Annotated in this window: 7 protein-coding genes; 4 read left to right on the top strand and 3 right to left on the bottom strand. The window is 74.9% G+C overall.

From position 1 onward, the window contains the following. The first annotated feature begins 11 nt into the window (after positions 1–11). The 3 genes from HEQ75_RS08890 to HEQ75_RS08880 all read left to right on the top strand — a co-directional run bounded on the left by HEQ75_RS08890 (position 12) and on the right by HEQ75_RS08880 (position 3114). Positions 12–767 (top strand): HpcH/HpaI aldolase family protein, encoded by a 756-nt coding sequence (locus HEQ75_RS08890; RefSeq protein ID WP_168029417.1) that lies wholly within the window; start codon positions 12–14, stop codon positions 765–767. Positions 768–1034: 267 nt separating this feature from the next. Further along, positions 1035–1580 (top strand): heme NO-binding domain-containing protein, encoded by a 546-nt coding sequence (locus HEQ75_RS08885; protein WP_168029414.1) that lies wholly within the window; start codon positions 1035–1037, stop codon positions 1578–1580. A 7-nt stretch (positions 1581–1587) separates the two neighbouring features. Continuing rightward, positions 1588–3114, top strand: a complete 1527-nt coding sequence (locus HEQ75_RS08880; RefSeq protein WP_168029412.1) for an ATP-binding protein — start codon at positions 1588–1590, stop codon at positions 3112–3114. Here HEQ75_RS08880 and HEQ75_RS08875 read toward each other — a convergent pair. Next, entirely contained in the window at positions 3050–3958 is a 909-nt protein-coding gene (locus tag HEQ75_RS08875; protein ID WP_168029410.1) for a PfkB family carbohydrate kinase, read from the bottom strand. The two genes, HEQ75_RS08880 and HEQ75_RS08875, sit on opposite strands and share 65 nt — an antisense overlap. Here HEQ75_RS08875 and HEQ75_RS08870 point away from each other — a divergent pair. Continuing rightward, entirely contained in the window at positions 3957–4682 is a 726-nt protein-coding gene (locus tag HEQ75_RS08870) for an RluA family pseudouridine synthase (protein WP_168029408.1), read from the top strand. The genes HEQ75_RS08875 and HEQ75_RS08870 overlap by 2 nt on opposite strands. A 182-nt stretch (positions 4683–4864) precedes the next feature. Here the strand turns inward: HEQ75_RS08870 and pbpC are convergent, their stop codons facing one another. Together pbpC and HEQ75_RS08860 are read right to left on the bottom strand one after the other, a co-directional pair. After that, entirely contained in the window at positions 4865–6847 is a 1983-nt protein-coding gene (gene pbpC, locus HEQ75_RS08865; protein ID WP_168029406.1) for a penicillin-binding protein 1C, read from the bottom strand. Between the two features lie 53 nt (positions 6848–6900). Beyond that, complete coding sequence (locus tag HEQ75_RS08860; protein WP_168029404.1) at positions 6901–12009, bottom strand: alpha-2-macroglobulin family protein; 5109 nt, start codon at positions 12007–12009, stop codon at positions 6901–6903. Between the last annotated feature and the right edge of the window lie 65 nt (positions 12010–12074).

The raw sequence follows: 12074 nt of genomic DNA, 5'->3' as shown, positions 1-12074 counted from the left end.
GAACGAACAGAATGGCAAACGGCGTCAAGGCGGCCTGGGCGGCAGGCAAGCCCGTGGTCAACGGGTGGCTCGCCATCCCCAACGGCTTCACCGCCGAAGTCATGGCCCAGGCAGGCTGGGACAGCCTGACGGTGGACATCCAGCACGGCGTGCAGGACTACATGTCCATGGTCACCTGCTTCCAGGGCATGCAGCCGCATGGCGTGACCCCGATGGTCCGCGTGCCGTGGAACGAGCCGGGCATCATCGGCAAGTGCCTGGATGGCGGCGCCAAGGGCATCATCTGCCCGATGGTGAACACCGAATCCGAGGCCCGCGCCCTGGTATCCTACTGCCGCTACCCCCCGAAGGGCGCGCGCAGCTTCGGCCCGATCCGCTCCGGCATCTACGGCGCCGCGGCCGACACCAATGCCGCGAATGACGACGTGCTGGTCATCCCGATGATCGAGACCAAGACGGCGCTGGACAATCTGGAGGCCATCGTCGCCGTCCCGGGCGTCGATGCCATCTATATCGGCCCGTCCGACCTCAGCCTCTCGCTCGGCATGGCGCCGCTGCAGGACCGGCAGGAGCCGGAATTCCTGGCGGTGCTGGACCGGATCCGCAACACCGCCCAGGCCGCCGGCGTGAAGGTGGGCATCCACACCATGACCGGCGCCTATTCCAAGCAGATGTTCGAGCGCGGCTTCAACCTGGCCACCATCATGAATGACAGCGGCCTGATGCTGACGGCGGCGCGCGCCCAGGTGGCGATCGCCAAGGGCTGATCCGACCCCGAGCGGGAAGGACGGGCGGGGCGGGGCCGGGCGCCCCGCCCACGCGCCGCCCGCTGCTGCGGCCGAGTCGCCGAACGTTTCAACTTGACATTCCATTCACAAAGATTGAGACATTCGCCAGTTGGTTGAGTGCGCTGGCAACTCGACCAGACCAGGGATGGCGGGTGTCGCTGGCGGCACGGCCTACCCTGGCGGGCAAGGCCGCGCTTCCCCGATCATCGGCCTGGCTGGACCAGCGGTCTGGAGGCCTGTCGCGCCGTGAAGGGTATCGTCTTCACCGAATTCCTCGAAATGGTCGAGGAGACGCATTCGATCGATCGGGTGGACTCCATCATCGCGGAGGCCGCGCCGCCGCATGGCGGCGCCTATACCGCGGTCGGCACCTATCCGGCGCAGGAGATGGGCGCGCTGGTCGGCGCCCTGGCGCGGCAATCCGGCACGCCGGCGCCCGAATTGCTGCGCAGCTTCGGCACCCACATCTTCGGCCGCTTCAGCACGCTCTATCCCGGTTTCTTCACCGGCGTGACCGACACCTTCGATTTCCTGGAGCGGATCGAATCCGTGATCCACATCGAGGTGCTGAAGCTCTACCCGGATGCGGAACTGCCAACCGTGCTGGCGGAACGTACCGGCCCTGGCCGGCTCCGCGTCACCTATCGCTCGCCCCGCTGCATGGCGGATTTCGCCGAGGGGCTGATCGAGGGGGCGGCCGCACATTTCGGCGACGACATCACCATTGCCCGGTCGCTGCCACGCGGCGCGGCGGCCCCCGAACTGGTATTCAGCCTTGCTCGCGCCGAATAGGCCTGGCATGGCCGAAGGCACCGGCCGGGCGGAGGAAGCGACCTGGCTGGCCCGGCTGGAACGCGAGCGCAGCGCCCGCAAGACCGCCGAACGCCTGCTGGAGACCAAGGCGCGGGAGCTGTTCTTGCGCAACCGGGAACTGGCCGAGGCCGCGGCAACGCTGGAAACCCGCGTCGCCGAGCGCACGGCGGAGCTGCAGACGGCGCTGGCGGCCGCGGATGCCGCGGTGAAGGCGCGGCTGGCCTTCCTGGCCATGGTCAGCCACGAGTTGCGCACGCCGCTCAACAGCATCCTCGGCGGCCTGGGCCTGGTGCAGGAGACGCGGCTGGACGCGGAATCCTGCCGGCACCTGGCGCTGGTCCGCGGCTCCGCCGATGCATTGCTGCGGCTGATCGACGACATCCTGGACCTGGCGCGGATGGAAAGCGGCGCCGTGGCAGTGGAGCCCTCGGTCTTCGACGGCCGGTCGCTGCTGGTCGACGCGGTGGAATCCCTGCGCCCGGCGGCGGTCGCCAAGGGCCTGGCGCTGGATCTGCGCTGCGAAGGGCTGGAGCAGCCCTGGCTTTCCTCCGATGCCGGGCGGATCCGCCAGGTGCTGCTGAACCTGGTCAGCAACGCCCTGAAATTCACCGAGGATGGCGGCGTTTTGGTTGTGGCGCGACTTCAGTCACAACCCCAAGAGGCGTCTTTTTCGGATGATTCACCACCGGAGGCTGTGCCAGGCCAGGCGGCAGGCCAGGTGCTGGAGGTGACGGTGACCGATACCGGCCCGGGCCTGTCCGAGGCCGACCTCGCCCGGCTGTTCCAGCCCTTCGTCCGCGCCGGCAAGGCCGGGCGGGACCGGCTGACCGGCACCGGGCTGGGCCTGGCCATCAGCCAGCGCATCATCGAGACGCTGGGCGGGACCATCGGCCTGGACAGCGTGCCCGGCCAGGGCACCACCTTCCGCTTTCACATCCCGGTGGCGCCGGCCAGCGCGCCGGCGCCGGAGCCGGCCCTGCCGCTGCAGGCGGGGGTGGCGCGCACCGGCCGCCTGCTGGTGGTGGACGACATCGCCACCAATTCCCTGGTCGCCGCCGCGCATCTGCGCCGCGCCGGACATGAGGTGGATGTGGCGACCAGCGGCGAGGAAGCGCTGGAGGCCGCCGGGCTGAAGGCCTACGACATCATCTTCATGGACCTGCTGATGCCCGGGATGGACGGGCTGGAGGCGACCGTATTGCTGCGCCAGCAGCCGGGCCCGAAGCCGCGCATCCTCGGCCTGACGGCCTCCGTGCTGGGCGAGGTCCGGCAGGATTGCCGGCGGGTCGGCATGGACGACGTGCTGGCCAAGCCGATCACCGGGCCGATGCTGCTGGCCGCCACCGAGCGATGGCTCGCCCGCCCGGCGGAGCCGGCTTTGATCCCACCGGCGGTGCCGGCTTCGGTCCCACCGGCGGCGCCGGCTTTGGTCCCACCGGCGGCGCCGGTCACGCCTGCAGCAACAGCGCCTCCACCATCGCCCGGTCCGGGGTCGCCCCGTCCCGGGCCCTGAGGCCACCGGCGGCGGAAGCGAAGCGCATGGCGCGGCCCACCGGCTGGCCTTCGGCGATCGCCAGCGCATAGGCGCCGTGGAAGACATCCCCCGCGCCCGTGGTGTTGGTGGCCTGGACGCGGAAGGCGGGGGTGACGCGCGGTTCCGGGTCCTCCGCCGTCAGCCAGAGCGTCCCCTTCTCCCCCCGCGTCACCGCGGCGGCGCGGCAGCCCTCGGCGATCGCCTTGCGCAGACCGTCCACCGGCCGTGCGCCGGGGGCGTAGTTGGCCAGGCCGGGCTCGGAGAACACCGCATGGTCGCAGCGCGGCACCAGGTCCAGCAGCAGCCGCGTCTCGCTCTTCTCGCCATCGATCACGGTCGGCACGCCGCGGGCGCGGGCATAGTCCAGCGCCCGGGCGCTGCCTTCCGGCCAGCGCGGGTCGCACAGGAAGGCCCGCGCACCGTCCAGCAGGTGCAGCGGCAGCCAGGCCGGATCGGTGCCGAGATTGTCGCCGCGATAGGCATAGATGCTGCGCTCCCCCACCGGGTCCACCAGCACGGCGGAGACCGGGGTGCGGGCGTTCGGCGCGCGGTGGCAATGCGTCACGTCCACATCCTGCACCGCCAGCGCCTCCAGCAGCGGCGGGCCGTTCAGGTCGTCGCCGACGCGGCCCCAGAAGATGCAGCGCCCGCCCAGCCGCGCCACGGCGACCGAGGCATTGGCCGCCAGCCCCCCGGCACCGAGGCGATAGCCCGTGGCGCGGTTCTTGGACGGCGGCTGGACGATATCCTGGACCAGGAAAGTGTGGTCCATGACGACGCTGCCGAGGCAGACGACGACAGGTCGGGGGTCGGGTTCGGTCATGCCATCCAGGGTTCCATCGCGGGGCAGGGTTCGCCAAGCGGAGATTGCGCTGCCCGACTGGCTGCGTGCACGCATCCTGCACCTGGACCCGGACCTGCTGGTGCTGGACAAGCCCGCCGGGCTGCCGGTTTCCGCCCGAAGCGGGGAGACGCTGGAGCATTGGCTGCCGGCGCTGCGCCTCGGCAAGTCGCGCCTGCCGCAGCCGGCGCACCGGCTGGACACGGACACCGCCGGCTGCCTGGCGCTGGGCCGCACCGCGCCCATGCTGGCCCGGCTGAACGCCGCCTTCGCGGCCCGCCTTGTGGGCAAGACCTATTGGGCGGTGGTGCGGGGCGATCCGGGCGCGGCGGCGGGCGGCGAATCGGGCCTGGTCGATGCGCCGCTGGCCAAGACCAGCAGCGCCGCGCGCGGCTGGCGCATGGTGGTGGACCCGAAGGGCGACCCGGCCCGCAGCGCCTGGCGCGTGCTGGGCCGCGGCGGCGGGCTGTGCTGGCTGGAATTGTCGCCGGAGACCGGTCGGACGCACCAGTTGCGGGTGCATTGCGCGCATCTCGGCTGCCCGATCCTGGGCGACGCGCTGTATGGCGGCGGCCCGGCCGGGGCCCAGGGCGGCGGGCTGCACCTGCTGGCGCGCGCGCTGGTCCTGCCGCTGGACCCGGTGCTGCGGGTGGAAGCGCCGGTGCCAGCCCATATGCGCGCCGCGCTGGCGGGCTGCGGCGGGTGATCAGCGGCGGCCGAACAGCGCGGCCTAGAGCCGTTTCACCGCCAGCGAAGACGGTGAAACGGCTCCAGCTCATTGTTTCGACGCATTTTCCGAGTCGCCTTGCGAAGCCGCAAGGCTTGAAAATGCTCTGGAAGCGCGGAAGCCATCCCGGGCCATCCGCTGCCCGGTCGGCGGCGGCGTGATCAGCGCACCCGCAACTCGGCGGCGGCGGCAATGCCATCCGCATCCAGCACCGTCACCCGGTAGAAGCCGGGGCCGGGCGGGATCCAGGCGGCCTCGCGCCGGGCGCGCTGGTGCGGCAGCGGCGCGCCATCCACCAGGAACAGCAGCGGCCGGCGGCCACCGGCGGCACGCAGCGTCACCGGCCCGGCGGCATCGGCCAGCTCCGCCCCCGGCATGGGGAACAGCAGGCGCAGCCGGTCGGCCGGCTGGGCGAAGGGGCGGGCGGCGGGGCGCACCCGCAGCGCCGGTCGGGGCGCGGCCGGCAGCCGGGCAAAGACCGCGGCCAGCACCGGCAGCGTCGCCGCCCGCCCCGTCAGGCCGGGGAGCGGCGTGCCATCCGGCCGCCCGACCCACACCCCCGCCACATGCCGCGCATCCAGCCCCAGCGCCCAGGCATCCCGCCCGCCCCAGGAGGTGCCGGTCTTCCACGCCACGCCGGAAGGCCCGCCGCCCGGGAAGGGGTTCACCAAGATGCCCGCCACCTCGGCCGCCGGGCGGGCCCGCAGCACGACCGCCCGCGCCGCCACCGGCCCGGGCTGCGCCACCAGCGGCGCGGCGCGGCCGGCATCGCCCAGCAGCGCATACAGCGCCACGAGCTCCCGCAGCGTGGTGCCGGCGCCGCCAAGCGCCAGCGGCAGGGAGGGCTCGGCCCCCTGCGCCAGGCGCGGCGGGCTGCCGGCCGCCTTCAGCGCCGCCGCGTAGCGCAGCGCGCCGAGTTCCGACAGCAGCGCCACCGCCGGCAGGTTCAGCGACTGCCGCAACGCCTCCGCCGCCGTCACCCGGCCGAGGAAGTCGCGGGCGAAATTCTCCGGCGCGTAATCGCCGAAGCGCAGCGGCAGGTCGGCCAGCAGCGTCTCCGGCCGCGCCAGCCCGGCCTGGAAGGCCATCGCATACAGGAAGGGCTTCTGGGCCGAGCCGGGGGAGCGCACGGCCTGGGTCAGGTCCAGCATCCCGGCGCGGGCCTCCACCCCGAAGCTGCCGCCGACCAAGGCGCGGATTTCCCGGCTGCCGGTCTCCGCCACCAGCAGCGCCATCGCCGCCTGGTCCGGCAGGGCAGCCAGGCGCTGCGCCGCCAGCGCCTCCATCGCCCGTTGCAGGTCGCGGTCCAGCGTGGTGGCAAGGCGTGCCCCCGGCGCCGCGCCGCGCGCCACCTGGCGCGCCAGGTGCGGCGCCAGATTCGGCATGGGGTGGCGCGCCCGTGGCACCGGGCTGGCCAGTGCCAAAGCGCGTTCCGGGGCGGTGACGCCGCCGGCCCCCGGGGCGCGCTGGCGCAGCAGCGCATCGCGTGCCGCCTGCGCCGCCGCCGGGTGGCGGTCCGGCCGCAGCGCCTCCGGCCGGCGTGCCAGCGCCACCAGCAGCGCCGCCTCCGCCGCGTCCAGCTGCCCCGGCGGGCGGCCGAACCAGGCGAGCGCGCCGGCCTTGATCCCCTCCAGATTGCCGCCCTGCGGCGCCAGCGTCAGCCAGATGCCGAGGATCTCCTCCTTGCCGAGGCGTGCTTCGAGCTGGAGGGCACGCAGGATCTCGATCGCCTTGCTGCGCAGCGTGCGCGGCCGCGGCGCCAGCAGCCGCGCCACCTGCATGGTCAGGGTGGAGCCGCCGGAGACCACCCGCCCGGCGCGCAGCCATTGCCAGCCGGCGCGGGCGAGGGCCAGCGGATCGACGCCGGGGTGCCAGCGGAAGCGGGCATCCTCGGCGGCCAGCAGCATGGCCACCAGATGCGGCGGCACCTCCGCCACCGTGGTGCGCAGCCGCCAGACCCCGCCTGGCGCCGGCAGGGTGGCCAGCAGCCGGTCCTCGCGGTCCAGGATCTCGATGCCGGGATGCAGGCGCGAGAGGTCGGGGGGCAAGGCGCGGTCGAGTGCGAACAGGCCGAGCGGCAGGGCGAGGAGGGCGCCGAGCAGCACACGCCGCCAGCGGCGCGCGGGCGGCGTGGCCCCCCTCACCCAACCCTCCCCCCTCGATGGGGGGAGAGGGCTCTGCGGCGCGGCGGGGCGCATCACTCGGCGGGCAGCACCGTGATGCGGGCGGCGTTCTGGCGGGCGAGGATGCCGGGGCGGTACATGTCCTGCGCCTCCATCCCCGGCAGTTCGAAGCTGCCGGCGCTCACCGCCCGCACCCGCACCGCCAGCCGCGCCAGCGGCTGCTGCGCGGTCAGGGTGACGGCGGCGGCGAAGCGGTCGTCGCGCGCCGGCTGGCTGTCCGCCTCGGTCAGCTCACCCAGCCAAGCCATGCCCTGCACCTCGCCCGGGCCGAGCCGCCCGGCGATCTCCCACCCCGCCGGCAGGCCCTGGATCAGCATGGCCTGGTGCCGGTCCCCGGTCGTCGCGCGGGCTTCCAGCAGCAGCACGAAGCCGGTGCCGGCGCGGAGCGTATCCAGGTTCAGCGGCTGGCCGCCCAGGTCCAGGAAGCGCCGCGCCACCCGCATTCCCTGCGCGGCCGCCGGCAGGGGCGAGGCCGGCACGCCGGCGATGGACACCGCCTGCACCACCGGCGCGTCACCCCGGTTGCGCACCTGGCCGGGCGCCGCCAGCGTGGCGGTCACCACCGGTGCCACCGGCAGGTCCCGCCCCTCCAGCGTGATGCGCGCCGGGCGGCCGTCGCGCCCCAGCACGAAGGCGGCGGCGATGGCCCAGGCCTGTTCCTGGGTGTTGCTGACCGCGGGGGTGAGATCCGCCCCCGGCAGCCGGGCGAGCACCGCCGGCAGCCTGTCCTGCGCCACGCCGGATTCACGCAGCAGCAGGGCGGTGGCCAGGGCATCCCGCGTGGCGCTGCCGAAATCCACCGCCCAGACGCGCCGCGCCGGCGCCGCCAGGGCCGCGGCGAAGATCGCCTCCGCCCGCCCGGCATCGCCGGCCCGGGCGAAGGCCGCGGCCAGCTGCGCCCGGGCCAGCGGCGTCGGCAGGCTTTCCAGCTGTTCCGCCAGCCGCCGCGCCGCACCCAGCCGGTTGCGCCCGGCCAGCGCCAGCACATGCACGCGATAGGCCTGCACGGCGAGGAATTCCGGCGTGTCGCCGGTGGCTTCCAGATCATCCTCCGCCGCGCGCAGCGCCGCCTCCAGCGCCGCCTCCGGCACCGGCGCCCCGCCGGCGCGGGCGCGCAAAAGCGCCTCGGTGGCGTAGAGGCTGGCCCATTCCTGCACCTGGCCCTCCGCCGACCAATAGCCGAAGCGCCCGTCATAGCGCTGCCGGTCGACGACGGAGGCGATGGCGCGGCCGAGCAGCGCCGCATCCTCCTGCGCCGTGTCCGGGTTGGCCGGGGCGGCGGACAGCGCCAGCACGCGGGACGCCGCCTGTTCCACACAATCCAGCGGGAAGCGCCGCAGCGCGCCGAGCAGCGCCAGCGGGTCGTAGCGCACCGGCGCGCCCCAGTTGGCGGTGGCCCGCCAGGTGCCGGGCAGGAAGCGCTCGGTGGGCAAGGCCAGCGCGGCGGTCGCCCCCGGCGCCAGCGTGCTCACCGCCACCTCCGTCACCGCAGGGCGGGCGGAGCGGACGGTGATCGCGGCCTCCCGCTCCGTCCGGAAGCCGCCGGGGCCGGTCACCGCCAGGCGCAGCACCCCCTGCCCCGCCGCGACCGCGCGCAGGCCAGTGGCGGGCAGCGCGCGGGCGCCGGCGGCGAGGTTAACATCGAGGCTGGCCGGCCCGTCCAGCGCGATGGCGCCGGTGGCGGCCAGCGTCACGCGGAAGGCGCCCGCCGGCAGTTCCACATTGTGCAGCAGCACCGGCAGCCGGGCGGTGTCGCCCGGCGCCAGGAAACGCGGCAGCTGCGCCTCGGCCACCGCCTGTTCCCGCACCGTCATCGGCCGGGACGCGGCGCCCACCCTGGCGCCGTCCCAGGCCACCGCCATCAGCCGCAATTCGCCGGCGAAATCCGGCAGGTCCAGCGTCACCGTGGCGCGGCCATCGGAATCCAGCGTCACCGGCCCCTTGAACAGCGCCACGGTGCGCTGCGGCACCTGCAGCAGGGCTGCGGCATCCAGACCGTCGCCGCCCTGGCGCAGCACCGCCGCCTCGCCCTCCGCCGGGGCGATCAGCCGGCCGTAATCGTCGCGGATATCGAGGCCCAGGCGCCGCCGCGCCAGGAAATGCGCCACCGGGTCGGGCGAGGCGAAGCGGGTGAGGCGCAGAATCCCCTCATCCACCGCGGCCAGCGTCACCATGGCCTGGCCGCTGGCCCCGGCGATGCGGAGGGGCACCTGCACCGGGCCACGCGGCCGGGCGAGGTCGGGCGCCTCGATCGCCACCTCCAGCCGCCGTGCCGCCGGGTCCAGCCCGATCCAGGCGAGACCCAGCGCGCGGCCCGGCCGGCCGGCCGGCGCGCTGCCGGGGCGGAAGACGGTGACGGCGAGATGCGCGCCGGGGCCCCAATCGGCCGAAACCGGCACCTGCACCTCCGCCCCCGCCTCCGGCAGGTCGATCTCGCGCAGCGAGACCAGGCGGTCGGTCAGCACGGCGATGCTGGCCCGGCCGGCGAAGGGCGGCGTCAGGCGCAGCGTCGCCACCGCCCCGGCCGCATAGGCCCGACGATCCGCGGCGACATCCACCCGGTCCGGCACCTCGGCCGATTCGGCCTGCGCCCAGCCGGCGCGGAAGCGATAGCTGGCAATGGCCAGCGTCCCGGGCTGAGTCACCTCCAGCCGGTAGCGGCCGAAGGGCAGGCTGCGGGCGAAGCGGGCGGGCTGGCCGGGGGCCACGCGAAGCTCCGCCGAATCCACCGGCTCGTCGCGCCAGACCGTCTCGTAGCGGGCCAGGCGTTCGCGGACCACGATCCGCCAGTCCGGCCTCTCGCGCACCAGCCGCACCCGCAGCGTGGCGGCCAGCGCCTCGCCGCCCGGGCTGACCGCGGCAAGATCGAAGGCGGCTTCCGCCCCGGCATCCACCGCCCCGCCCTCGAAGGCCGGGCGGATGGCCAGCAGCGGGCCGGGGCTGCGCACCGGCAGGGTCAGCCGGGTGGCACTCGCGCGGCCGCCGGGCTCGTTCATCGAAACCGTCACCTCCGCGCGCAGCGGGCGGGTGGTGTCGGGGGCCTGGGGCAGGTCCAGGGTCAGGGTGGCGCGGCCCTCGGCATCCGTCTCCGGCACGTCGAAGGCCTGGAGGTCGGGGGTGAAGCTTTCATCCTGCAGGCCGAACTGCCAGCCGCGCCAGGCCGGGAAGGGCTCCGGCTCCACCGCCAGGCGCAGCTCCGCGCTGCCCGTCAGCCCGGCACCGGGGGCGCCATACAGGAAGCGGGCACGCACCGGCACATCCAGCGCCTGACCCGGCACCAGCGGCCCGGGGGCGGGGCCGGCGGTCACTTCCAGCCGTTCCGGCACGAAGGCATCCACCCGGAAGGACGTGGTCCCGATGGGCGGCGCGTCCGGATCGGCCAGCACCTCCACCTGCCAGGCCCCGGCCGGGGCGCTGGCCGAAAGCGGCACCGGCACCAGGAAGGCGGCGCCGGCCACACGCTCCGGCACAGACTCGAAAAACACCTGGCCGTTCGGCCGGCGGATACGCAGGCGCGCCGGCAGATCCACCGGCTGGCCGCCGCCATCGCGCAGCAGCGCGCCCACGCGCACCACCTCCCCCGGCCGGTAGATGCCGCGGTCCAGCCACAGGAAGGCATCCAGCGGCCCCGGATGCGGCCGGCCTTCCGCGCCGCGATCCGTCAGGTCGAAGGCCGCGCTCTCCAGGTTCAGCGTGGCGAAATCGGCGCCCGAGAAGGCCTGCACCGCGACCGGCGCCAACGGCCCGGCGCCGCGCAGCGCCGCGGCGGGGAAGCGGGCCAGCCCGTCCGGCCCCGTCATCGCCTCCGCCAGCACGTCGTTGTTGCGCGCCATCAGGGCCAGCCGCACGGCACCGAGCGGGGTGGCATCGGCGAAGCTGCGCATCTGCACCGCGAGCCCCTGAGGCCCGCGCCAGGCGGTGATGCCGAGGTCGGTCGCCAGCACGGCGAGCGAGGCGCTGCCGCCACGCGCCGCGCCATCGCCCGGCCGCGCCACCAGCACATACATCCCGGGCCCCGCGGCGCGCAGCGCATCGGGCAGCGGCAGGGCATTGCGGACCAGGCGGTTGGCCGCGGCCGGCGGCAGTTCCGCCCGACCCTCCCAGACCACCCGGCCGAGATCCTCGGACAGGTTCTCCGCCATCCAGTCATCCATCGCCTGGCCCGGGCGCCAGTCCCGCATCAGCGGCACGGTGTTGCGCTCCGTCACCCGCACCAGCTTCAGGCTGAGCGCGGAGACATTCACCGTGGCCACCGTCACCCGCGCCGGCTGGCCGCGGGGCAGCAGGAAGGCGCGGTTGTCGAAGGCGATGCGGGCGGCGCGGTTCGGCATGGCGATGGCCAGCGTGGTGTCGCGCAGCACCCGCAGCCCGTCCTCGCCGGGCATGCCGGCGCGCAGCGTCAGCCGCGTGGTCGCCCCCCAGGGCAGGCCGGCGACGCAGAGCGAATCACCCTCCCGCTCCACCGCCATGGCGGGCAGGGGTGGGTCGGCGCGCAGCCAATCCTGCGGCTGCCAATCCGTGCGGCGGGCCGGCGGCGCGGTGAAGGCCAGGCAGGCGCGGGCCGGCTCGGCATCCGGTTCCGTGGTGATGCGGCGCACCACCAGCCCGGCCTCGCGCCGCGCGGCGGCCAGCGCCTCCCGCGCCCCGGCGTCCTGCGGCGCGCGGTCCACCACGGCTTCCAGCGCCTCGATCTGCCAGGCCGGCTGCCCCAGCCGCCGCAGCGCCTCCGCCATCACGGTCAGGGAAGGGATCTCGGGCGGGCCGCCGGGCACGTTCAGGAAGGCCTGCCAGCCGGCCTCCAGCGCGCGGCGGGCCTCCGGCGGGGTGCGGGCCAGCTGGGCGCGGGCGAGGGCGGTCCAATGGTCGGCATTGGCCTGGCCGGCGCCGATCCGCTCCTCCCACGCCTGGGCGGCGGCGGCCCAGTCCTGCCGGGCTTCCGCGGCGCGGGCGCGGGCTTCCGCCTGGGCCCGCTGCTGCGGCGTGCCGCCGGCGGGAAAGCGCCTGGTCAGCGCGGATTCATAGCGGCTGGCATCGTTGGACAGGCCGGGCAGTTCGAAGGCCGGGGCGGGGGTCGGCAGCAGCCAGCCCAGGACCAGCAGCAGCGGCAGGATCAGGCGAAACATGGTGGGCTCCCGGACCGGCGTTGGCGGCAGCATGGCATGCCGCCGCCGTTGCGTGCAGCCGCTGC

This window comes from Falsiroseomonas selenitidurans (genome assembly GCF_012103215.1).
Classification (GTDB): Bacteria; Pseudomonadota; Alphaproteobacteria; order Acetobacterales; family Acetobacteraceae; genus Falsiroseomonas; species Falsiroseomonas selenitidurans.
Note: the sequence above shows the minus strand (reverse complement) of the source record. Positions and strands in the feature narration are given on the sequence as shown.